This is a genomic window from Pseudoalteromonas sp. NZS11, from assembly GCF_015864765.1.
GTDB lineage: Bacteria > Pseudomonadota > Gammaproteobacteria > Enterobacterales > Alteromonadaceae > Pseudoalteromonas > Pseudoalteromonas arctica.
The window spans coordinates 572,072-596,410 of sequence record NZ_JADYWP010000001.1 but is presented as its reverse complement, the minus strand read 5'-3'; the positions used below and the strand labels follow the sequence as shown (position 1 = coordinate 596,410).

Genomic DNA, 24,339 nt, shown 5'->3' with positions numbered 1-24,339 from the left:
TTAATTAACTTTTTTAGTTAATTTAGCTTTTAAATTAGGGTGAGCCGATAACCACTCGCCCAATTGTTCTACACCAGATAAATGCGGATAATGCTTTCTGCATGCAAACACCACATTACGCTGCTGATTAGGGAATATAGGCAAGTAATCAATCCCTACACGGTCGGTACATGCCAACTTTGGTACAAATGTAATACCGTCATCCATAGCCACTAACGCTAATAATGTTTCTAAACTATTACCTTTATACTGGTTAGATACATCGACTCCTGCAGAAAAACAAAACTTTTGGGCTTGATCTTTAAAGCAATGGCCATCACTTAACATTAATAGGCTGCATCCTTGAAGATCGCTCAGCGCTACTTTTTTATGCTTAGACAGCGCGTTATCGTGTGATACCGCCACTAAAAAATCTTCTTTGTATAAAGCAACCGTATGGTAATTAATAAGCTCTGGCACATCGGCTAAAATAGCAAAGTCGAGTTCACCCTTGTTTAAAGCTTCTAAAATTGTTGCTGTTTGCATCTCAATAAACGAAAACTGGCTATCAATAAATGCCGCTTTCATCGATGTTAATAACGCAGGCAACAAGTAAGGCGCAATGGTAGGAATAATACCAATAGTTAATTTACCTTGTAGAGGCTCGTTAGAAGTAGCAGCAAGTTCTTTGAGTATTTGCGTTTGTTCTAAAATAATCTCTATTTGCGTCAACAAACGTTCACCTTTTGCTGTTAAGGTAACTTGCTTGGTTGAGCGATCAAACAAAGTAACGCCAAGCTCATTTTCGAGTTTTTTTACTTGACCACTTAATGTAGGCTGACTAACAAAACATGCATCGGCAGCTTTGCGAAAATGTTTATATTGCGCTATTGCTTTTACATATTCAAAATCTTTTAAGTTCATATTCAGCTCTACGTGATAGTTTATAACTATCAGTTTAATACAAACAAACGATTGGAACTATATTTAATTATTCACCATAATGGCTATCAACAAATCAAGAGGAACAAAAATTATGTTAAACAATATCGAAGGTCAAACAATCCCAAGTGTTACATTTGCAACCCGTCAAAATAACGATTGGAAATCAGTAACAACAGATGACATTTTTAAAGGTAAAACTGTTGTAGTGTTTTCACTACCAGGTGCATTCACACCAACATGTTCATCAACTCACTTACCACGTTACAACGAATTAGCAGGCGTACTTAAGCAAAACGGCGTTGACGAAATTGTATGTTTATCAGTAAACGATACCTTTGTAATGAACGCATGGGCTGAGCATCAAGAAGCGCAAAACATTACTTTATTACCAGACGGCAACGGCGAATTTACTGACGGCATGGGCATGTTAGTAGACAAGAACGACCTAGGCTTTGGTAAGCGCAGCTGGAGATACTCTATGCTTGTTAAAGATGGCGTGATTGACAAAATGTTTATCGAACCAGATTTACCAGGTGACCCGTTTGAAGTATCAGACGCAGACACAATGCTTGATTACATCAACCCTAAGCAAGCTAAACCAGAACCAGTAAGCATCTTTACTAAACCTGGCTGTCCTTTCTGTAAAAAAGCAAAAGAGCTTCTTGCAGAAAAAGGCTTCGCATATGAAGAGATTGTTATGGGTGCAGGCGCATCACTAACAAGTCTAAAAGCTGTATCTGGTCGTGACACTGTTCCACAAATATTCATTGGTGGTAAACACATCGGTGGTTCAGACGACTTAGAAAAATACTTTGCTTAATTAATAAGTAAATTAAATACCTAACGTTAGTAGGTAAAAAATAGGGGCTTTTATGCCCCTATTTATTAGAGGAAAAAATACTATGAAAGAATTGCAAACCGATGTTGTTGTTATAGGCGCAGGCACTGCTGGTTTAAGTGCTTATCGTAATGCTAAACAGTTCACACAAAATGTATTAATGATTGAATCAGGCCCATACGGCACCACATGTGCACGTGTTGGTTGTATGCCAAGCAAGTTATTGATTGCAGCCGCAGAAGCTGCACACGCAATTGAAATGGCACCTGCATTTGGTGTTCATAGCTCAAAGCCAGTTATTGATGGCAAAGCAGTTATGGCACGCGTTAAAAGTGAACGAGATCGTTTTGCAGGATTCGTAGTAGAAGCCGTAGATGAATTACCAGACGTAGATAAAATTCGTGGTTACGCTAAGTTTTTAGATGCAAATCGCGTGCAAATAGACGACCACACAATTATTACCGCTAAACGCTTTGTCATTGCAACCGGTTCACGCCCTTCATACCCAGGTGTATTTAATAACTTTGGCGACAAACTTATTATAAACGACGACGTATTTGATTGGGATGACCTACCAGAATCAGTCGCTGTATTTGGTCCAGGTGTTATAGGCTTAGAAATTGGCCAAGCACTTAGCCGACTAGGCGTAAATGTAAAACTATTTGGTGTAGGCGGCGCAATTGGCCCACTTACAGACCCAGTAGTAAAAGACTATGCAAATACTGTTTTTGCTGAAGAATTTTTTGTAGATACCGACTCAAACGTATCTGACATGATGCAAGTTGGCGACAAAGCACAGCTAACTTACACCGACAAACAAGGTGAAAAACACACCGAACAGTTTGACTACGTACTTGCAGCCACAGGCCGAGTACCTAACGTAGATAAACTAGGCCTTGAAAACACCGGCATTGAACTTGATGAACGCGGCGTACCGCACGCAGACACGCACACAATGCAGTGTGGTGAATCGAACATATTTATAGCAGGCGATGCGAGTAACATGCTCCCATTGTTACACGAAGCATCAGACCAAGGTGCTATTGCAGGTCAAAATGCCGGGCGCTTCCCAGATGTGCGTATAGGTCTGCGCAGAGCTAAAATTGCAGCTGTATTTAGCGACCCACAAATAGCAATGGTAGGCGAAAGCTACAAGCAAATTACCGACCGTTTAGGCCCATGTGGTTGTTTTGAAGTAGGCGAAGTCAGCTTTGAAAACCAAGGCCGTAGCCGAGTAATGCTTAAAAACAAAGGTCATATGCGTGTATATGCGGAGCAAGGCACAGGCTTATTTTTAGGTGCAGAATTTATTGGCCCACAAGCCGAACACATCGCTCACTTACTAGCATGGGCTGTACAAAACAAAATGACCGTACCAGAAATGCTTGATATGCCATTTTACCACCCAGTAATTGAAGAAGGGTTACGTACCGCCCTTCGCGACTTAAATGCCAAACTTAAATTTGGCCCAGACATTGTAAATTCATGTATGGAATGTGGTCCAGGCGCATAACCTATTTACTACACATACAAACTTGCTAAGTAAAAGCCAAAACTAACGTTTTGGCTTTTTTTTATAATTTTTTTAAGCTGACCTCTCAAAAAAAAATTTAGCTGTTACACTTAATTGATAATTCAATTAAAAAGATGGAATAGCTATGCCCAATAATAAATTTAGACTAGTCACTCGCAGCGATTTTGATGGCTTAGTTTGTGCCGTATTGCTTAAAGACTTAGACCTAATTGACGATATTTTGTTTGTTCATCCAAAAGACATGCAAGATGGCAAAATAGACATTACCGAAAACGACATTACCACCAACCTCCCCTACGTTGCAGGTTGTCACATCGCATTCGATCATCACCTTAGCGAAACCGTTCGTAACTCAAGCGACATAAAAAATCATATTATTGATCCAGAAGCCCCATCAGCAGCTCGCGTAGTTTATGACTATTATGGCGGCGCTGAAAAACGTCCAAATATTTCTGTTGAAATGATGGACGCGGTAGATAAAGGCGATGCTGCTCAGTTTTCAAAAGACGAAATATTAAACCCAACCGATTGGGTCTTAATGAACTTTATTATGGATGCGCGAACTGGCCTTGGTCGTTTTCGCGAGTTTAAAATTTCAAATTACCAATTAATGATGAAACTGATTGATGCGTGTAAAGATCAAAGCATCGAAGAAATCCTACAAATGGAAGACGTAGCCGAGCGTGTTGCTTTATATAACGAGCATAACGAAAAAGCTAAAGAGCAAATTTCTCAATGCGCTACCGTTCATAAAAACTTAGTGGTTCTTGATTTAACCCAAGAAGAAACAATTTACGCCACAAACCGATTTGTTATTTATGCAATGTACCCCGACTGCAATATCTCGATTCATAAAATGTGGGGCCTTAAAAAACAAAACGTAGTGTATGCCGTTGGCAAATCAATCACTAACCGCAGCTCAAACACGAATGTTGGCGAACTGTGCCTTAAATACGGCGGTGGTGGTCATTTAAATGCAGGTACTTGCCAAGTAGAAACAAGTAAATCTGAAGCCGTGCTTAGTGAGTTAATCGATACGATTACAAGTGATGGCTAATATTAACTTACAATAACCAGAGTCATATAATAGCTCTGGTTATTTTATTTTAGTAGAGTGAGTTTTAATCGCTCTCTTTTTCATATAAATTTCTGTAATAATAAAAGAAATAATGACCTCATGTTAGATACTAAAAACTTCGAAAAAACACTTTATCAAGATACCAAAAAAGCGTTTAAAAACATTATACAAAAATACGGTAACGATCTTTATGTAATGGGCTTTTACCACACAGGTAGCTACTCACTACTTCCAATGTTTAATACCTTATCGGATTTAAAAAAAGTATTTGAAGAAGAGTACGGCAATGATGTAAGTAGTTTCTACATGGCTAAATGGAATCCAGAAGACTACCCCACGCTTGAGGATTATTCCGAATACTTTGATGAAACAACTCTAGAGTGTCAAAAACTAGAAAACAGCATTGATTTGTTTCAATCAGATATAGAAGCAATGGATAATTGGCATCAATGGCTTACAATCATGGAGAAAGTGCTCATACAATTAGATACCGAAGGAATATTTTCAAATGGTATCGAACGCGAAAAAATTACTTTAGCAATACTCGCCTATGATGAAGAAGAAAGTATTCAATTTAAAAGAATCAAACGACTTAACCCACCAACTGTTCTAGCACAAATTCAAACTGACTTTGAAGCCATGATTACAGAGCGTGAAAAATGCGAGCAAGAAGCTTTAAACGCCTTCAATTAAAAAGTGCAACACTACTACATATACGCTATACACAAAGTATAAGGGAGGGAGGTTAAAATATAACTCATTGATTTAATTGGTAGCCCCTGCAAGAATCGAACTTGCAACTGCCCCTTAGGAGGGGGCCGTTATATCCATTTAACTAAGAGGCCACAAATAAGCTGTGTGCTTAGAAGTGTGAATTATAACGGCATCTGGTTTTTTATATCAAGCGACAACTGAACTTAATTGCTTGATAAGTATATATCTTCTTTATTTAGTACATATATTGGTATTAGTTTTCGACTACTCGCGACGATTTTTTTTGTATGCGCGTTAATTACACGTGTATTTACAACAACAGCATCACTGCGATAAATTAATGTACCCGCTAATACATGGCTCGCCATTTGCTCTTCGCTGAGCTTTTCAATATCACGCGAAAAAGCAAAATCACCACGGCTATTTACATCTATTGTTTGAGTGGTTTTAAAATCAACCACGCCATAACCAAACTTTTGTAACTGATGAATTAACGTTTCAGAAATTTGATTACCCAATTGATTACTTTTAGTAAGCGATGAATCAAGATCGACCAAGGTAGTAACGGCAATATTAATATTGGTGTCGGTATCACTTTCAAATTCAAGCGTATCAACCAAATCAAGCGCCATTTGCTCTACATAGTTAGCAAGTGTTTTATGGTGCTTAAGTGGTGTAAATTGATTGCCGTTAACATTATCTTGAGTTGATTGTTGTTGGGCTGTTTTAAGCATGCTTGCTAAGTCATAATTTACTTGTGTGGTTGAAGATGCATTCATTTCAGCACTTTCACTATTTTGAGTAAAGGCACAACCTGCTAAGTTAACTAAAGCAAGAAAAATGATAAAGCGGTTAAATAATTTACTATACATAATTATCTCACTTGCTTGCTTGTTTTAACATTATGCCATCAGTGCGATAGCTACTATTAAGCGCATCAACAACCGACTGTGGAATAAACCCTTGTGCAGAACCTACCACGGCCTTACTTTCTAGCCCAACAATACGTGCATTGACAAGTACACCACCTTGATGGTTTACAAGCGTACCGGCTAGTACATACTTAAAGTTTTGATCTTGATTTAGCTCTAAATAGTCGCGACTAAATACAAAGTCGCCTGTTGAGGTAACACGCATATAATCAGTTGTTTTAAAATCAATAACAGGTACACCAAAGCTGTGTAATTCATGCATGAAGCTTTCTGCAATTTGGTTTCCTAGTAAGCTACCATCGTTGTAGTCTTCATCTAAAAAAATAAAACTCGAAACAGCTAACGGTGTTTGTTCACTTACGTACTGTAAGTTTTCAACCATGTCTTGCATTATGCCGCGCACATAATGGTTAATATTTTTGCGCATTGGCGGTGTTGCTTTTGTGTAGTTATCTTGTGGAGCCATTCCTGACTGAAATAAGTTATCGTCAGAAACAGGTGCTGCAACGTCGCGTTGGTTACTCACCAGTTGGTTGCTTTGCTCACTTTGTGGTGTTGTGGTGTCTGTATTCATTGTGCCTAGTATTTGAGAGCAACCAAAGCCCAGTGGTAAGCATAATGTAATTAATAGGTTTTTCATTTTGTGCTCCAAATTAGTATTCGCTTCGGTATAAAAGTCCGTCACGCTGCTGAATTTTCTCATTGCCCCACATTACATTAATTGGGATCTCGGTACTTCCCGCAGAGAGCACCTGTTTATTTTCTATATTCACAAGCCGTGCATTAACTATGTATGCATGCTGCTGGCGAGTCACTGTTCCTGTGATAACTAAGTCAATATTTTGGCGATTACGTAATTTACTTAAATCGCGACTTAAAATACTGTCTGAGTTTTCTGATAAAGAGAGGTTATTCCCAAGTCTGTACTCAACGGTGTGATAACCCAGTTGAGTAAATTGTGTAAGCAGACTTTCTTGGATCTGCTGACTTAAGCCTGAGGCTTGCCCTGTCACTAATTTTGTATCTAGTGCATCTGCATAAAAGAAGCTACTAACGCCAACACGTGCATTAGCATTTAATGCTCCGTTTAGGTGGTTAAGTTGCAACGTTAAATTAACTACATAGTCATTAACCGTAAAAGGAGCCATGGCTGCTTTAGGTGCATCTGTAGGCACACTTGGTTCTGGCGGTGGCACCAAGTTACAAGCAGCTAAATTTAAAAATAATAAAGGCAGTAAAAGGCGCATAATTGCCATCCTCTTCAAAACATACTGAGGATGAAGCAATTTGTATGCCGACTTAACTATTGTGCGATAAAGGGCTGATCTACGTAATAGCTAACTAAACAATTTATATTTTGGCTCTTTAATTTTTGACAGTCAGTCATAGCGTTTTTTTTGTCTATGTATGCGCCTAGCTTTAAACGGTTATACATAACTCCTTTTACATTTATTGTTTCAACATTCATCACAAAGTTATCGCCTAGTAAGCTAGGAAGCTTTTTTTGTAGTTGCCTAAAAGCTAAAGAGAGTTGTTCTTTTTGCGTTATTGAAAGCACTTGTAAAGCAAATTTAGGATCAACTGGTTTTTTTAATTGTAAATTGGAGCGATTAATTTTGTTGGTATTAACTATTTCTGCTTTTATTACTGGTGCGTTTTTCTGCTCATTTTCTTTTGCAATTGTATTGAGTTGCGATATTAGTAAGCTTAAGTCTTCTTCAATAAGTAATAAACGCGCAAGTTCTGGCTTCATATTTTGCCACTGCTGGGAGCTCACTTTTAGAGTTTCAAGTTCTTGCTTTGTTATTTTTACGTAGCTTTTTTCGTCAGTTACGTTGGTCTGAGTAGCACTACCATCAATTGCTTTATTATTCGCACAACCATAACTTAGCAACATTGCACTGATTAAAAATATACATTGAACTCTTTTCATCCTAATTCCTTTAATGGAGTATTTTATGTGTTTCAACAACACACTTTAACCCTTGCGCTTTTACTGAGTCGCATACAGAAATAAGCTCTGGCGAACTGTTTGTTGCGTACGCTAAGGCTAAAATAAATTTATTTTTAGCTTTATCATGCATATAAAAAGCTTCTTGCTGCTCTATTCGTGGTGCTATTAAACGGTAATAAATTTTTAAGATATTTAACGAACTAAAACTTCCTGCATTGGCAATGCTTCCAGTTGTTGCACTGAGCGCCTTTAATGTTAAATCAACGCCCATTACTACATCTCCTTGAGGCGATAAATTAACTGTTATATTTTGAGTGTTTTTTAGCTGCTTGCGTTGTTTATATTCATCATCAATTACTGCTTTATACTGCCCCGGTTTAAGGTCTGTAAATAAGTAATAGCCATCATATGCTGCTTGAGTTTGTGCAACTTGATCCCCTTTTTCATTCAACAGCGCTATATTTGCAAAGGGTTGGATCTGTGTTGTATCACCTTTTTGTTGATAAACAACTCCCTCCACTTCACTTGCATTATTTAATGCGAAGTCCATATACTCTACAAAACCAGCCCTTGGGGTAATAGAAAAACCCTCATTGGCTGGTATTAAAAACGGATCTTCAAAACTATTTCTATCAAGTATTATATCTGTTGTACGATTTGCTGGCATTGAAGTTAATAGCGCAACGCCGTGTTCGTCTGTAATTGCTTGACGATAATTGTGAACGCCTTTTACTTTTACGCCGGCAACGCCGTGCTCATCATCATCCATAATACCGTTATTATTTTGATCTAAGAATACGCGTAACATTAAGCTACCCGTGTTAGTTAAGCTGCGCTTAGAGACAAAATATGTATTGTGTTCAACATCAAAACCTAAGCTAAAACGGCTATAAATACCGAGCCGCCAATCATCGTTACTGTTGTAGTTTAAGTTACTCGTTAAACTAAACTTGTCGCTTTGCCAATTGAGCCCTAATTCGGCCGATTGAATATTATTACGAAGTGAATCAGTTAAAGTAAGTTCCGCTTGTAAATCTCGGCCCAAGTTGCGGCTAAACTCAGCCTCGTAACTAACAAGCTCACTTACTGGCGATATACTATAATCTATACCAAACCTTGTGTAGGTTCTCCCAAAGCGCTTTTGAAAACGTGTTGTTCCAAAAGTACTCTTAGAGCTATCGTCTTGTTGCCACAGCAATTGGTTACTTAGTGCAAATCCTGAGTATGAGTAGTTGAACTGGTTGCGTACTTGTTTAAAACGCCCTCTAATATCACTATCGTCATATAGGACGTTATTTTGATAAGAAAGGCGTCCATAGGTATTATTCATTAGCCCACCAGCTAAATTTATTTGGTAGCTGTTAAAATCTTGCTGCTGTTCGTCGGTACGATTTGTAGCGCTAAAAAGTAGTGATTGTTCGGCAATTTGAGTTCGGGCTGTAAATTCAAATTCTTGTTCATTGTTATTATTTTTTTCAACATTCGCATTTAATAATAATCGGTCAAACAAGCTTATGTTGGTACCAAATGCATACTTAAGTAGATCGTCATCCGTGTTTTTTTGACCTGATGTAGCAGTGTATACAGATATATTATCTGTAAGCCCTTGCTCATATCTACCCGCAACTTGCCAACCCTGACCCTGCGAGCTTGAAACATTGTTATTTAGTAACTGCTTGCCTTGTTCAGTAACCGACAATTCATAGTGACCTTGTCCCTGCTTAAGTTGATTTCCGTCCACAAAGTAATAATCACTTTTACGCTCAACTTGACCTTGAGGCCCATAAAAAATAAGCTCAAAATTATTAGCTCCAAATAATAGGTTTATATTATCAAAAATATAACGCCCATCTGCGAGGCTAAGCTGCTGGTCTATTAATATTTCATTACGATACAGCTCTACATCCCAACCTGGCTGTATAGCACCGCTTAAGTTAACTTGATTATTGACTATTTTTCTATTGGTTACATTATTAGAAACTTTAACACCTCGGGCATACTGACTACTGTAGCTATTACCCACTTGCGTGGCGATAACATCACCAAAAGATATTTCAGTAGGCATGAAGCTGTTTTTTATTTCTTTGTCTAAGTTTTGCTTTGTAAACGTTAACCTAGAGTTGGTAAGTAAGTCAGTACTTCGTCCAGACAAAAAATACTCTGCAGATAAATACGCAAAGTCTTGAGTGCCTAAAAGTGAATAGTTCGTAGAATGTCTATCATCGCTCGCGGTAAAATTTAGTTGTAAGTCGGCAACCGGAGAAGATAGCGCTTTATATGGGCTAGCTTTCCATGGCAGCGTAGGTGGCGATCTTTTGTTAGGTGATTTAAGGTTGCGCGACTGTCTGTATCTTTGTTGTTCAACCGGTAAGGGGCTCTCTGAGCTTATAAGTAATTCTAAATCTGGGTAATCAATATTAAACTCTAGATTTAAAGCATTATGTAAACTTTGAATATCTACATAAATATCATCTTCAATGGTAATTTGATTTTTTGCTAATAAGTAGCTCTGTGTAGGACTAGTAAATACAGCGGGTGTAACCGCTGCATTTAGAAAAAGAGGTTGTTGATTTGCTCCAACACCTTGAGCAATTCGATTGCTAGCATCAACATTCATTGCAAATTGTAGAATATCAAATAAGTCGCTTAAACTAACTTGTACACTTTGCTCGCTTTTAATTGCTGCAACTTCACCTAAGTAGTATGAGTTTAAATAAAGCGAAAGTATTAATAACTCGCCTGTGGCGATTCGCTGTTGCTGATTTTCTTTGTTTTTATAATCAATTACTTCAACGGGCTTAGTTAGCTTTAGTTCAATTGCGCGTAGTGTTGTTAAAGCATCCCCCACGGAAGAATTAGGATTAGCTATTACACTATTACTAAGCAAACTACTTATGCTTAGTAATAGTGCATACAATAAATTATTTAGCGTCATTCACTGTTAAAACATTAAGTGATTGTGAGGTTAAAGGCAGAGTGTATTGTGCAAATGTAAGGTCTTTATATTCTTGACTGCCTTCATATTTAAAAATGACTTTTCCTGCTTTATCTAAATTTTTGTCACTAAATAAACTAAGGGTTACAAACGCATTATCTACTTCTGGATAAATACTTAAATTACCAATTTCTGCAATTTTAACTTGCTCGTTATTACTATCAACAAAGTAAGCACTTAATTTACCGTAGCTACTAAACTTACCTTCTCGTTTTATATTCAATAAAAACTGAGGACGTTGATTGCTTTCATTTAGCACTAGCTTAGCTTGCTCTATGGCAACTTCTGGCTGTTTCATGTCTTTGCGTAACAAAATAGGAATGCTGTAGCTCATAATCATATTAACTTTTATTGAGCTTGTTTTATTAGTATTTTCACCAGGCAATGCTTGAAATAGAAGATGAGAGCGGTACTCACCAGAAGCTAGACCTTTAGGTTTACGTATTGCTATTTTTACTGTTTGTTTTTCACCAGGTGCTAAACGCATTTGTTTTGGTGACAAACGTGCCATTGAACTTAAACTTTCGCTTGTAGCCTCTGCCAACTGTATGTAGCCACCGCTAGGTTGCGCTTGCTTCTCACTCCATAAAACACGATATGTTTGATATTCATCCCCCGTATTAATTACGGTAACTTTAGCGGTTCGTTGACGTTCATCAAAACTAATACGGGTTGGAGAGATAAGTAAATTTGCGTATGCATTTTTTCCTAAAATACATACACTCAGTGCGAGCAGCACTACAACTTTATAAAGCATGTTTTTCCTTTAGTAATCAATCGTAATTTCTAATTGGGTGTCAGTAATAAAACTACCATCTAAGTAACTTTGGCTAGTCCCTGTCGTTATTAAACGGCCACCTACTTTGAGTAAAAGCTCTCCAAACTCATCGCTAGTTTGCGTTCTTGGTAAATCTACTAATACAACCGAAAACTTGGCACTATTAGCTCCAAGTACTTCACTTTGCAATGTAGAGTCACTCATTTTGTTAAACGATATTTGAGTAAGCGGAGGTAAATCGGTAAATAAAAGTTCTGCGGGATTCCCCTCAGTTAATACGTAAATACTACCAAATGTGGTTGTTTTACCTTCATGGCTAATGGTTATAGAGCTTAAAGTATTATTTTGAGGGATAACTAAAGTGCCAAAACTAAGCGCTTCTTGTTGTATGCTTGCGCTATAGGCTTGCTCGCTAAACATTAACGAAAGCCAAGCAGAAGCATACAAAAAGCGCATTGTTTGTTTAAGCACTAATTAATATGACACTTCAATATTAAAGCTACCAGAATACTCACCATCAGGGTAATCCACACTTGATGCGTTTGATGAAGTAGAAAGAGTCGCGCCTATATTAAATGATACAGCGCCATCAACACCAGCTTGTAGGTTAGGAGTACCCTGCGTATAAAGCGCTCCTGCATTTGTTCCGCTCGTTATAAAGTAAGTCCAAGCATCTACAGTAAAATCAGGTTCATTTAAGCCTTGGCCAGCTAAGGGTAGTATTAAAGTATTTACTGGGTCGCTAATGGTTAAAATAGAGTTTGGTACTACATCTGACACACTAAAAGCACCCGCTTCACCACCTTCAATTATTGAGATACTCGCAGCGTTACCAGTTGGATTCTCTTTTGAAGTAACAGGGCTCGCAGCTGGATCAGGATTAACTGTCAGCGTTGCTTGTTCGGCGCCTAATGGATCTGAAATAGCACGAATAGTACCAAAATTTAAATCGTTATCTTTTGTGAGTATTACAGCATTTTGTACTGTTACTTTCGCTTCAAATGACTCTGTAGCAGCATAAGTGCTAAACGAGCTGACCACGGTGGCTACAGCTAATGCAGATAAATAAAACTTCATGCTAAATCCTTATAAGAAAATGGGCTTTATCAAATATTTGCCCAACTATAGTTAGTATCGACTATTAGTACAAATACTTTAATACTATATAAGTTTAAAAAGCCTAATTTATTAATTATATTGGTTTTCCGACAAAAGCAGCAATATTACATACTTGATCAAGCTGATTAGCTAAATAACAAAACGCACTTACTTGAGCATCGTTTTTAAATGGACCTACACGTAATCCATACAAAGTCATATTATTATTTTTACGTTCAAACATAGTAAAATTAAATTGAGTAAATGCACTGGGGTATAATTGCTTAAGCCTTTCGACTCTTGCTTTAACAAGCTCTGGCTTTAAATACCAACCAAGCTGTGCTCCAATTTTAGTTTCATCTGTTAAGGTGAGTTCTGAATTTTGTAAGTTTGGTGTTTTTACTTCGGGAGTGTTATTTAGTGCCGTCGGTTCCAAATTCTGTGAAGGCTGATTACCATAGGTGATATCGGTTTTACTTTGCATGAGTAAAGGAGGGTTTTCAGTTAATTCACTTTGAGACGATAACGCCATAATTAATAGCTGTAAATCATCTTCCATAGCAGTTAAACGACCAATGCTTTCTTGCTGTAAGTGCCACTGCGAAACATACTCTTTTACTTGTTTATCAGTTATTAAAGAATGCTGCACGCTCTCGTTATTTACAGTTGCGCTGCTACATCCATATAAATAAAAAGATAAGAATAAAACTGATATTAAATGACAAGACTTAAAATACCGCATTGCAAAAGCACTCTACTAACCAAGATAATAAATCAAAGCAAATTTTGCGCCACTTTAGAGCAACTTTTTAATTAAGTAGTCTATTTTTTAGGTAAGAAAAGCCATATCGATAACAAGGCAAAATTTCATCATTTAGTTGGTATCACTAATTGCTGCTGCATTGCTCTACCTCCTGCATTCACGCAGTCGTATATCAAAAATTATTAGCAAAGTTAGCGTCAGGTCTAATCCTTCAAATTGATTAGGTATTATTGCAGATTGATATTACATACTGTGAGCTACAGCTTTACTGGCTTATCGGTGTAGTTACTTACTATGCAATCGAGTTTATATAACTTGAATACGTCACAGTCTGCTTTTGCATTTTTAAAGTTTTGGTAAGAGCCAAGTTTCAGCCTGTAAAACATTTTGTCGTTTATTTTGGCGGTTTCTACGTTAGTCAATATTTTGTCTCTAAACAACGGTGCTGCTTTAGTATTTAGCTCTTGCCATGCTTTAGCCACACCTTGCTCTGAGTCAACCGAAGCTACCTGTAAAGCAAATACATGTTTAGGTTTATTTAATTTTACAGTTTGTTTTTTATTACTGTAATTTTGTTTAACTTGTTGGCGTGACTTAACATTGCGTGTGTTTCGTGGTGAGCGTACAGACTTGCTGCTATACCCTTGATTAGACTGCGCAATAGCTTTGCTGTTTATAATATCGATATGATTTACGAGGTAAGTTATTTCTTTTTCTAATCTTAAAATTCGCTCTATACCTTCACGAGCTTGTTGCCACTGCATTGCGGCATCTTTTAGCTGTGCAAGTTCAAGGGCTGTAATTGATACGTAGTCAGGCGAGTTGCTTTGAGGCTGTTCATCAATGGTTTTTATTTCAGGCGAGACGCTGCATGCTGTACCAAATAAAAGCATTAGCAAGCTAAGTAAAAGCCCAATGTTATTTTTTTTATATATAAACATGTATTAGTTGTCCTGAAAGCAGTGTTTTTACACTACATTTCAGTTAAACATTCTCACAAGAAAGCGTTTAACTTTATTTAAGCTGTGAGCTATAAAACTTAGCTCTTCGCATGCTTGTCAGTATTTCGTAAAACACAACGTTGCATACTCCATCCCTTCCTTGAGAGCATTATTTAATACAAATTCAATGCCAATTAACACAAACTTTACAACATAAATAACAATATGTCTGTAATGACTTAAAAAATTTTATTTTAGAGCTATTCCTTTCCTTACTTCTATCCTAATAAAACTCATAAAAAAAGGCGCCGATATAGGCGCCTTTCATGTTTTACGTTAACTGTTAAATCAGTTTTTTAATAAATGATTTTAATTCATCGGCAAATTCATCGCGACGAAGTGCAAACTCAATCGTTGCTTTTAAGTAACCAATTTTACTTCCACAATCGTGGCTACGGCCTTTTATAGCGTATGCATCTACTTTTTCGTGTTCCATTAACATCGCAATTGCGTCAGTTAATTGAATTTCGTCGCCTGCACCTTGCGGAGTTTTTGCAAGTAACGGCCAGATATTTTCGCTTAATACGTATCGACCCACTACAGCTAAGTTTGATGGAGCTTCATCTACTGGCGGCTTTTCTACCATATTAAGAATTGGCGAGCTTTCACCTTGCTTTAAGTCAACATCACCTAAATCAACCACACCAAACTGGTTCACTTGTGCCATTGGTACTGGTTCTACCATAATTTGGCTGTGCTTAGTTTTCTCAAAATTAGCGATCATTTCTGCTAAGTTATCTTTTTTAAGATCGCTCTCTACATCATCAATAATTACATCTGGCAAAATAACTACAAACGGTTCGTTACCAATAATAGGCGCTGCACAACTAATAGCATGGCCTAAGCCTTTTGCTTCACCTTGGCGTACGTGAATAATGGTTACGTCTTTAGGGCAGATTGCTTGCACTTCGGCAAGTAGTTGCCGCTTAACACGCTTTTCTAAAGTAGCTTCTAGTTCAAAACTTGTATCGAAGTGATTTTCGATTGAATTTTTACTTGAGTGCGTTACTAACACTATTTCTTTAATTCCTGCAGCAACGGCTTCGTTTACTACATATTGAATTAAAGGACGGTCTACCACTGGAAGCATTTCTTTAGGAATTGCTTTAGTGGCTGGTAACATACGAGTACCAAGGCCCGCTACTGGGATCACTGCTTTCATTTTATGTTTTCCTTAATCTTTTATTATACTGAAAATGGATATTGAATCGCTTCGTGGCATTGATAGCCTATTACTTCAAAGTCGTCTCGTGTTACCCACGTTTCTATGTCTTCTAATGATTTAATTTTTGGATTAATTTTTAACTGAGGTGATTCAAATGGCTCACGCGTTAACTGCACGTCTCGCATCAGTTCAAGTTGGTTTTCGTAAATATGTGCATTAGCAATTTTATGATACGCCTTACCCGCTTTGTGGCCGGTAATTTGAGCCACTAACGCAAGCAACACAAAACACTGAATTTGATTGAAATTAAGGCCGAGCGGTACATCACAGCTTCGCTGGTATGACGTTAAATATAGCGTATCGCCAAGTAGCGAAAAAGTGTGCGTATGCATACACGGCCGCAAACAACCAAGCTCAAACTCACCTGGATTATAAAACGTGATTATTTCACCACGGTCATCAATGCCATTTTTTAAGTTATTAATAACTTTGGAAAGCTGATCAAGCGTTGAGCCATCTGGACGTTGCCAACCACGGCCTTGTACGCCATAAACACGCCCCATGTCATCCTCACCTTTACGGTTAGGGTTATTAAGCCATGCGTTGTTATCGTTCGCGTTGGCATCCCATGTTTTACAGCCAATTTCACGAAATTGCTCAGCGCTGTCGTACCCGCGTAAATATCCTAGTAACTCAGCAATAGCGGCTTTGTAGTAACTTTTGCGCGTAGTGATCATTGGAAACTTATTATTAGCCACATCGTATTCTAAATCGGCATTAATAACGGTTAAACAACGCGTACCTGTACGTTTGTTTTCGACCCACTGACCTTCGTCAACAATACGCTGACATAATTTTAAATATTGTTTCATGCTTTTCTTATTATGCCTTAGCTGTTTTAACGTGTTGTGGTTGCTTATATGCCCAAATTAATAAACCTAAACCACCCACTATCATAGGAAGTGAAAGTATTTGTCCCATTGAAATAAAGTCGGCAAATAAACCTAGTTGTGCATCGGGTTGGCGGAAATATTCAATACAGAATCTAAACACGCCGTAACCTAATAAAAATACACCGGCTACGCTGCCTGCTGGACGTGGTTTTTTAATAAACCATTGCAGGATTAAAAACAGCACTAAGCCTTCAAAAAATGCTTCGTATAATTGCGATGGGTGACGCGCAAGCGGACCGCCCGTTGGAAATACCATTGCCCATGGCACGTCGGTAACTCGGCCCCATAACTCACCGTTTATAAAGTTACCAATACGCCCTGCTAAAAGCCCTACAGGAACAAGTGGTGCAACAAAGTCGCCTACTTGAAGCAGTGACTTTTTACGCGTCCACGAAAAAATTGCGACGGCGGTTATAACGCCAAGTGTTCCACCATGGAACGACATACCGCCCTGATCTATCCTAAATAAATACAGTGGGTTTTCTATAAAATAACTAAACTGGTAAAACAATACGTAGCCAATACGCCCACCTAGTATTACCCCTAACATGCCGTAAAACAGTAAATCGCTTACTTGGTCTTTAGTCCAACCCGAATTTGGCTTTGACGCTTGACGATTAGCAAACCACATCGCAAATGCAAAACCTATTAAGTACATTAAGCCATACCAACGTACGCTTAGCGGTCCAACAGAAAAAATAATTGGATCAATTTGAGGAAACTCAAGTGCCATAAAAAATAAACCTTTAGCTAAAAACCATTTTAATTGCGATAACTACAAGCAGCACCGCGAAAACTTTCTTAATTGTATTAACAGGTAAATAGTGAGTTGCTTTGGCGCCAATGGGCGCAACAAACCACGAGGTAATAACAATCCCAAATAATGCAGGTAAATAAACAAACCCGGCAAAACCATGCTCTAAATCGGTAACATGCCAGCCTGCGCTGATGTAACCAATAGAGCCAAATAACGCAATAACAATTCCGCACGCTGCCGCGCAGCCAATTGCTTTTTTTATATCAACCGAAAAATAATTAAGCATAGGTACTATTAAAGCTCCGCCGCCAATCCCTATTAAACCTGATAACCCGCCCATTATTGCAGAAACGCCTCCTAAAATAGGACCTGCCGGCAACGGTTTTTCTGACATCGGTTTATTACGCGCGGAGAGCACCATTCTTGCTGCAATAAATACAACACTTATAGCAAACACTGTACGTAATATTTGTTCAGGGATTAAACTTGCTGCAAAGCCACTAATAAGTGCACCTAAAGCCACACCCGACATAACCCACGGGGCGATTGCCCAAGGCACATTATCATTTTTATGATGAGCCAGCGCTGAAGACGTTGAAGTAAATAAAATAGAAGCGAGTGAGGTTGCAATAGCAATTACTAATACATGATCAGCCGACGTTACATTAAATGAGAGTAGCAGAGTGGTTAGTACTGGAACGATAATTAAACCGCCGCCAATGCCTAGTAACCCAGCTAAAAAACCAACAATACAGCCTAGTAGTGCGCAGCTTGCGACTAACAAACCTAAGTCATACATAGTAATCTCAAATACCCTTTTAAGGTTTATATATTAAAGGATTATAAAACTAATAGCATCTGTGTATTGCAATTAATTAGGTGTACAAGCTTATTTTGGGGTGTAAAACAAATCACCTAATTTATGCTCTAGCATAAAGCTTCGCGTTAAACGTAGTACTTGTTTGGCTGTGGATTGCGCTAAACATTCACTTAGTAGTTGTTCCATGTCACTGACATTTAAACGCCTAAGTACCCACTTCACTTTATTAAGCGATGATAAATTCATACTCAGGCGTCTGTAACCCATGGCAATAAGTAAAATAGCTCCTTCAGGATCGCCGCCTAGTTCACCACACAAACTAAATGGCAGTTCATATTGCTCACATTCGTGCGCCACTTTATTTAGTACTCTTAGTACACCTGGGTGATAAGGGTTAAAAAGTTCGGCTACACGTGCATTAGCCCTGTCTACTGCTAATAAATACTGTGTTAAATCGTTACTGCCTACTGAGCAAAAATCGACTTTTTTTGACCACTCTGGAAGCATAAATACACTTGAAGGTACTTCCAGCATTATTCCTATGTCGGGTCTTTCTATGGTTTGCTCTGGGTATTTTTCACTTAACTCAAAATAAGCCTGTTCAAATAACGCAAGTGACTCATCAACTTCTTCAGTGCCACTGATCATAGGGAGCATTATTTTTAAATTACCCAAACCAATATTTGCTTTAAGCATCGCTTTTAGCTGATCTAAAAATAACTCTGGATGATCAAGGCTAATACGAATACCACGCCAACCTAAAAATGGGTTTTCTTCGGTAATATTAAAGTAATCAAGTACCTTATCGCCCCCAATATCCAATGTACGCATAACCACAGGATTAGGATGATAGCTAGTTAGTACTTCTCGGTACCAATTTTCTTGCTCTGATTGCGAAGGAAACTGACCCTTTTGCATAAACCACGCTTCGGTTCGATAAAGCCCCACACCGTCACAAATATGAGCGCTACTTTGCTCAGTATTAAGCTCAAGGCCTGCGTTTAATAATAAGCTAACATGTTCACCGTCAAGCGTAATTGATTCTGAGTCTTGCTCAGCTAAAAAGCGGTTATTAAGTAGGTTATCTTGATGCTGTAACTCTGTGTATTCATCCATCAGCATTTGTGAAGGCGATATATATAAACGCCCAGCAAATGCATCTAAAATCATCGGTTTGCCATTAAACTGCAGTAGAGGTAAATCCTCTATACCCCAAATGGCAGGAATGCCCATCGCACGCGTTAATATAGAAGCATGGCTATTTGCAGAACCATTTACGCTTACAACGCCTGTTAAGTGACCTTTTGGCACCTCAGCAAGCATAGCGGGCGTTAAGGTATTAGCAATTAAAATAGTGTTGGGCGGATAATTTTTAACAGCGTGCTCGGTATTTACAAGGTGGTGTAATACGCGAAGGCCAATGTCTTTAACGTCAACAGCACGCTCTTTTATATAAGGGTCTTGCATGGCATTAAATTGAGATATTAAACGCTCTATTACAATTTTTAGGGCGCTTTTAGCACACCAGCCTTCTTGTAATTGCATTTCAACATTATGCCCTAAACTTTTAGCATCAAGCAGTTGTTGATACACATCAAATACCGCAAGAGCTTCGTGCGGAATAGAATCGCTTAGCGTCATCGATAGGGTATTAAATTCTTTTCGCGTTGCAGCTACAGCTTGAGTAAACAAACGACGCTGCTCAGTGACGTCACTGTCTTTTAAAAGCTCAATAGATTTAAAATCAAGTTTTGGTAATACAACAAATGCTTGTCCTATACCTATTCCTGGCGCGCTCGATACACCTTTTAAAACAGACGTTTGATGAGATGATTCATCTTGGCGTAGTATTTCTTTAATTTCAGCATGCGCTAACTGTGAAGCAAGTTGGGCAGAAAGTGTTATTAAAAAAGACTCTTCGTCTTGGCTAAATACACGTGCCATTTTTTGTTGGACAACAATAACGCCCAGTACTTTTTTTTGATGAACAACGGGTACAGATAAAAAAGCGTTGTAGCCTTCTTCGTTTACTTCGGGGGAGAGCTTAAAACGAGGATGCGATTTAGCAAATGCAATATTAATAGGTTCTTCACGTTGCGCTACTAGGCCAACTAAACCTTCGGTAAAACCAATTCTAAACTTACCTACCGCATCGGGATTTAGCCCTTCGGTTGCCATAAGTACAAAATTGTCCTGGCTGTAATCTGCAAAATAAATGGAGCAGCACTGGGTTTTCATGGCATCTTTAACCATTTGCACAAAGCACACTAATGCGCTGTCTAAATTCGCTTGTCGCGATACAGACTCCGCAATAGATCTCAGTGTAGCCAGCATGTCCTGCTCCTTTATTTTATACTTGACCTGAACTCTGGTTAAGATATTTACTAACGTGTTGAGTCATGGTGATATTTAGCTTTATTTTCTCTAGCCAGAGATTTTCAGTGAAAACAAGGCGAACTTACGCGTCAATAGCTGGCCTATTGCAAGTAAATTCAACGTAGTTAGCGCTGAAAATAGCTGCTCGAGATAGATTTATTATCCAGAGTTCAGGTTACCTAGTTAACTACCTTTTACTTCGCCAATGATCTTTATGTTGTTCTCTCTTATTAAAAGGCATGGCGAAAGGAGCAAACTCTTTCATTACACGTCGATAAACATCCCGTTTAAACGATACAACCTGTCTTACAGGATACCAATAACTTACCCAGCGCCAATCATCAAATTCAGGATGATGGGTTTTAAGTAAATTTACATCTTCGTCTTTACAGCGTAATTTTAGTAAAAACCATTTTTGTTTTTGCCCAATACACACCGGACTAGAGTCTCGGCGGATTAATCGTTTGGGTAATTTATAGCGTAACCAATGTTTTGAGCTTGCGACTATTTCTACATCTTCTGGTCGCAACCCTACTTCTTCGTGTAATTCACGGTACATGGTTTGTTCTGCAGTTTCGCCATCATCAACACCACCTTGGGGAAATTGCCAAGAGTGTTGACCATAACGTCTGGCCCAAAAAACCTGTCCCTGATTATTGCAAATCACAATTCCGACATTGGCACGAAAACCTTCGGCATCAATCACCTTAGTGCCTCATTTGTAAGTCGATTTTTAATGATTGTTCCACATTAGCCGCAATACGGCAAATACTATTATACCCAACCCTATTAGTAAGCTAAGTTTGAGCTTTTAGTACATTGATAAATTAATGGAGAGTAGGTAAATATTTGGAAAATAACTTAACAAGGCTATTGCGGTTCTTGTTTTCCTCTAGTTACTCACAGTTTGTGCATAACTTTTGTAAAACACGCTCATTTTGCAAACAAATCCACAATATTAGATCTAAAAACTTGGCTTCTCCACAGATTCTGTGGATAAACATGTTCATATAGTTGTATTTATCCTTACAACTTTTAAATTGCTTAATCAAAACTGAATGTACAACATTAAAAAAACCAACTGAGTCAGTAACTTAAAGTAAAGCAGCTTAATTTCAATATGTTCAAAATTAACACAAACAACAAGCGAGCAAAAAACACACAACCCTAGAGATATCCACGGCTTAGCCTATTTGCTATCATGGCTATGATATTTATACAACCGAAATTAAGAATACTAATTACGTTGAATTGATATTTATAATTGCAATAAAAAGTAGCTCAATAACAAAAAACTATCATATGCAGTTTCTCCGCATAAGTAATTTCAACGTAGTTAGTGAGTTGTTAAACCTCTATAATATTCATATTTTAATAAGATTGGCATGACATGCGACCTACAAAACCACACTCAATTAACGATTTAATGCAACGCGTTAATAATATTGCCGGATTAACTCTAGGGCAGCTTGCTAACAAGTATAATTTTAAAACGCCAGATGATTTACTGCGCGAAAAAGGTTGGACTGGTCAGTTAATTGAATACGTACTAGGTGCTACTGCGGGCTCAAAACCAGTTCCGGATTTTGAAGATTTAGGAATTGAGCTAAAAACACTCCCTATTTCCTATAAAGGTAGGCCACTGGAAACTACGTTTGTATCGGTTACACCTTTAATGAACGTTACAGGAATGACTTGGCATACCAGCTCTGTACGTAAAAAACTAAATCATGTTTTATGGCTGCCAATTTTAAGCGAACGTGATATTGCCCCGTTTGATAGAACCATCGGCAGCGGCTTTTTGTGGCAACCCACGTTTGAACAAGACGCTTTATTACAGCGCGACTGGGAAGAGCAAATGGAGCTAATTGCGCTAGGTAGAGTCGACGAAATATCAGGCCATTTAGGCGATGCGATGCAAATACGCCCTAAAGCTGCTCATAGTAAAATAGTGACTGATGCTATTGGTCCAAATGGGCAAATAATTAAAACCCTACCCCGTGGCTTTTACTTAAAAACCAGTTTTACAGGTGATATTTTAAAGCAGCAGTTTCAGCTTTAACTGTGTTATAAAATATTAAAACTTAAGTAACCTTTAATATTATTGCCGCCACCCTCTTTCGCTCTGTGCGCGCGCCAGCAAGCTTAACCCTACAACTTATTCTCATCTCTTTGAAAAAGTATCAGGCATAAAAAATCCCCGCTTATGCGAGGATTTTATCATCTAAAATTAAAAATTAGATTCTATATAAAATAGAATTACTGACCTTTAACTTCTTTAAGACCGTTGTACGGTGCTTTATCACCTAATTGCTCTTCAATACGTAGCAATTGGTTGTACTTTGCAACACGGTCAGAACGGCTCAGTGAACCTGTTTTAATTTGACCTGCAGCAGTACCAACCGCTAAATCAGCAATTGTTGAATCTTCAGTTTCACCAGAACGGTGAGAAATAACAACAGTAAAACCAGCGTCTTTAGCCATTTTGATTGCAGCTAAAGTTTCAGTTAAAGAACCGATTTGGTTAAACTTAATTAAGATTGAGTTAGCAATACCGTTGTCGATACCACGTTTTAAAATCTTAGTATTTGTTACAAATAAATCATCACCTACTAATTGGATTTTATCACCCATTAGTTTAGTTTGATGTGCAAATCCATCCCAATCAGACTCATCAAGACCATCTTCAATAGAAACGATTGGGTACTGATTAGTAAGATCTTGTAAGAAGAAGTTAAATTCTTCAGAAGTGAATTTTTTGCCTTCACCCTTAAGGTCGTAGATGTTTGCTTCTTTGTCGTAGAACTCAGACGCAGCACAATCCATCGCTAAAGTAATATCTTTACCTAGCTCGTAACCTGCGTTTGCAACAGCGACTTTAATTGCAGCAAGAGCCGCTTCGTTAGATGCAAGGTTTGGTGCAAAACCACCTTCATCGCCAACCGCTGTTGAATGACCATCAGCTTTAAGTACTTTAGCAAGGCTATGGAATACTTCAGCACCCATACGTAGGCCTTCGCGGAAGTTTTTAGCGCCAACAGGTTGGATCATGAATTCTTGAATATCTACAGAGTTATCTGCATGTTCACCACCATTGATGATGTTCATCATTGGAAGTGGCATAGAGTAAACACCTGGCGTGCCGTTTAAGTCAGCGATATGTTCATAAAGCTCAACTTTTTTAGACTGTGCAGCTGCTTTCGCAGTTGCTAGTGATACAGCTAAGATTGCGTTTGCACCTAATTTTTCTTTATTTTCGGTACCGTCTAAATCTAGCATCACTTTATCTACAGCGCTTTGATCTAATGCACTTTGGCCTTTTAAAGCATCAGCAATTTCGTTATTGATATAACCAACTGCTTTTAATACACCTTTACCTAAGTAACGTGATTTATCACCGTCGCGTAACTCTAATGCTTCACGAGTACCAGTAGATGCGCCTGAAGGTGCTGCTGCACGACCCCAAGAGCCATCTGCTAAATGTACGTCTGCTTCAACAGTTGGGTTACCACGCGAGTCCATAATTTCGCGACCGATTACTTTTACGATTTCTGACATCTTGATTCCTCTATATTCCCAAAATGGTGAGTTCAGCTAACTTTACTACGTTTTATATAGCTTAGTCAGCCCTTAAAACAAAAAAGCCGTGCAATATGCAC

The 24,339-nt window shown here is 38.2% G+C and carries 23 protein-coding genes and 1 tRNA gene; 5 read left to right on the top strand and 19 right to left on the bottom strand.

The window, feature by feature from the left end:
• On the bottom strand, positions 1 to 903 hold the full coding sequence (locus I6E82_RS02660) for a LysR substrate-binding domain-containing protein (RefSeq protein WP_024589976.1): 903 nt from the start codon (positions 901 to 903) through the stop codon (positions 1 to 3).
• A gap of 112 nt (positions 904 to 1,015) precedes the next feature.
• Here I6E82_RS02660 and I6E82_RS02655 point away from each other — a divergent pair, with 112 nt between their 5' ends.
• The 4 genes from I6E82_RS02655 to I6E82_RS02640 all read left to right on the top strand — a co-directional run bounded on the left by I6E82_RS02655 (position 1,016) and on the right by I6E82_RS02640 (position 5,067).
• Entirely contained in the window at positions 1,016 to 1,744 is a 729-nt protein-coding gene (locus I6E82_RS02655) for a glutathione peroxidase (protein ID WP_010553231.1), read from the top strand.
• An 82-nt stretch (positions 1,745 to 1,826) separates the two neighbouring features.
• A complete protein-coding gene (locus I6E82_RS02650; protein ID WP_197116645.1) occupies positions 1,827 to 3,275 on the top strand; it encodes a dihydrolipoyl dehydrogenase in 1,449 nt (482 codons plus the stop codon).
• 145 nt (positions 3,276 to 3,420) lie between these two features.
• A complete protein-coding gene (locus I6E82_RS02645; protein WP_197116643.1) occupies positions 3,421 to 4,353 on the top strand; it encodes an exopolyphosphatase in 933 nt (310 codons plus the stop codon).
• Between the two features lie 120 nt (positions 4,354 to 4,473).
• Positions 4,474 to 5,067 (top strand): DUF4303 domain-containing protein, encoded by a 594-nt coding sequence (locus I6E82_RS02640; RefSeq protein ID WP_197116641.1) that lies wholly within the window; start codon positions 4,474 to 4,476, stop codon positions 5,065 to 5,067.
• A 77-nt stretch (positions 5,068 to 5,144) separates the two neighbouring features.
• Here the strand turns inward: I6E82_RS02640 and I6E82_RS02635 are convergent.
• The 17 genes from I6E82_RS02635 to rppH form a co-directional block, all read right to left on the bottom strand.
• Positions 5,145 to 5,219: transfer RNA gene (locus tag I6E82_RS02635), tRNA-Arg, on the bottom strand.
• Between the two features lie 72 nt (positions 5,220 to 5,291).
• Positions 5,292 to 5,960, bottom strand: coding sequence for a FlgO family outer membrane protein (locus I6E82_RS02630; protein WP_197116639.1), 669 nt, complete (start codon positions 5,958 to 5,960; stop codon positions 5,292 to 5,294).
• Positions 5,961 to 5,967: 7 nt separating this feature from the next.
• Positions 5,968 to 6,660: a FlgO family outer membrane protein gene (locus I6E82_RS02625; protein WP_007583141.1), complete on the bottom strand. Its 693-nt coding sequence runs from the start codon at positions 6,658 to 6,660 to the stop codon at positions 5,968 to 5,970.
• Positions 6,661 to 6,673: 13 nt separating this feature from the next.
• Complete coding sequence (locus tag I6E82_RS02620) at positions 6,674 to 7,267, bottom strand: FlgO family outer membrane protein (RefSeq protein ID WP_169044258.1); 594 nt, start codon at positions 7,265 to 7,267, stop codon at positions 6,674 to 6,676.
• Positions 7,268 to 7,323: 56 nt separating this feature from the next.
• Positions 7,324 to 7,953: an SPOR domain-containing protein gene (locus I6E82_RS02615; protein WP_197116637.1), complete on the bottom strand. Its 630-nt coding sequence runs from the start codon at positions 7,951 to 7,953 to the stop codon at positions 7,324 to 7,326.
• Between the two features lie 10 nt (positions 7,954 to 7,963).
• Positions 7,964 to 10,909 (bottom strand): MSCRAMM family adhesin SdrC, encoded by a 2,946-nt coding sequence (locus tag I6E82_RS02610; RefSeq protein WP_231616849.1) that lies wholly within the window; start codon positions 10,907 to 10,909, stop codon positions 7,964 to 7,966.
• Positions 10,896 to 11,726, bottom strand: coding sequence for a fimbrial biogenesis chaperone (locus tag I6E82_RS02605; RefSeq protein ID WP_024592959.1), 831 nt, complete (start codon positions 11,724 to 11,726; stop codon positions 10,896 to 10,898). The genes I6E82_RS02610 and I6E82_RS02605 overlap by 14 nt, the downstream gene beginning before the upstream one ends.
• A 9-nt stretch (positions 11,727 to 11,735) precedes the next feature.
• Entirely contained in the window at positions 11,736 to 12,218 is a 483-nt protein-coding gene (locus tag I6E82_RS02600) for a DUF4402 domain-containing protein (RefSeq protein ID WP_197116635.1), read from the bottom strand.
• A gap of 3 nt (positions 12,219 to 12,221) precedes the next feature.
• Positions 12,222 to 12,824: a DUF4402 domain-containing protein gene (locus tag I6E82_RS02595; RefSeq protein WP_197116633.1), complete on the bottom strand. Its 603-nt coding sequence runs from the start codon at positions 12,822 to 12,824 to the stop codon at positions 12,222 to 12,224.
• Positions 12,825 to 12,939: 115 nt separating this feature from the next.
• Positions 12,940 to 13,494: an SPOR domain-containing protein gene (locus tag I6E82_RS02590; protein ID WP_007583130.1), complete on the bottom strand. Its 555-nt coding sequence runs from the start codon at positions 13,492 to 13,494 to the stop codon at positions 12,940 to 12,942.
• 371 nt (positions 13,495 to 13,865) lie between these two features.
• The gene (locus I6E82_RS02585; protein WP_024592961.1) at positions 13,866 to 14,549 is read right to left on the bottom strand and encodes an SPOR domain-containing protein; all 684 of its coding nucleotides are present in this window, start codon (positions 14,547 to 14,549) and stop codon (positions 13,866 to 13,868) included.
• A gap of 343 nt (positions 14,550 to 14,892) precedes the next feature.
• Positions 14,893 to 15,771: a UTP--glucose-1-phosphate uridylyltransferase GalU gene (galU, locus tag I6E82_RS02580; protein WP_007583126.1), complete on the bottom strand. Its 879-nt coding sequence runs from the start codon at positions 15,769 to 15,771 to the stop codon at positions 14,893 to 14,895.
• Positions 15,772 to 15,794: 23 nt separating this feature from the next.
• A complete protein-coding gene (locus I6E82_RS02575; RefSeq protein WP_010553222.1) occupies positions 15,795 to 16,646 on the bottom strand; it encodes a thymidylate synthase in 852 nt (283 codons plus the stop codon).
• 10 nt (positions 16,647 to 16,656) lie between these two features.
• Positions 16,657 to 17,460 (bottom strand): prolipoprotein diacylglyceryl transferase, encoded by an 804-nt coding sequence (gene lgt, locus I6E82_RS02570; RefSeq protein WP_007583122.1) that lies wholly within the window; start codon positions 17,458 to 17,460, stop codon positions 16,657 to 16,659.
• Positions 17,461 to 17,473: 13 nt separating this feature from the next.
• A complete protein-coding gene (locus I6E82_RS02565) occupies positions 17,474 to 18,283 on the bottom strand; it encodes a sulfite exporter TauE/SafE family protein (protein WP_007583120.1) in 810 nt (269 codons plus the stop codon).
• Positions 18,284 to 18,373: 90 nt separating this feature from the next.
• Entirely contained in the window at positions 18,374 to 20,638 is a 2,265-nt protein-coding gene (ptsP, locus tag I6E82_RS02560) for a phosphoenolpyruvate--protein phosphotransferase (RefSeq protein ID WP_076923556.1), read from the bottom strand.
• Between the two features lie 229 nt (positions 20,639 to 20,867).
• Positions 20,868 to 21,386, bottom strand: a complete 519-nt coding sequence (gene rppH / locus I6E82_RS02555; RefSeq protein ID WP_002958704.1) for an RNA pyrophosphohydrolase — start codon at positions 21,384 to 21,386, stop codon at positions 20,868 to 20,870.
• 684 nt (positions 21,387 to 22,070) lie between these two features.
• On the opposite strand from rppH, the gene mutH reads away from it, so the two are divergent.
• A complete protein-coding gene (mutH, locus tag I6E82_RS02550) occupies positions 22,071 to 22,742 on the top strand; it encodes a DNA mismatch repair endonuclease MutH (RefSeq protein WP_197116631.1) in 672 nt (223 codons plus the stop codon).
• Positions 22,743 to 22,939: 197 nt separating this feature from the next.
• Here the strand turns inward: mutH and eno are convergent, their stop codons facing one another.
• Positions 22,940 to 24,238 (bottom strand): phosphopyruvate hydratase, encoded by a 1,299-nt coding sequence (gene eno, locus I6E82_RS02545; protein ID WP_024589994.1) that lies wholly within the window; start codon positions 24,236 to 24,238, stop codon positions 22,940 to 22,942.
• Positions 24,239 to 24,339 lie beyond the last annotated feature (101 nt).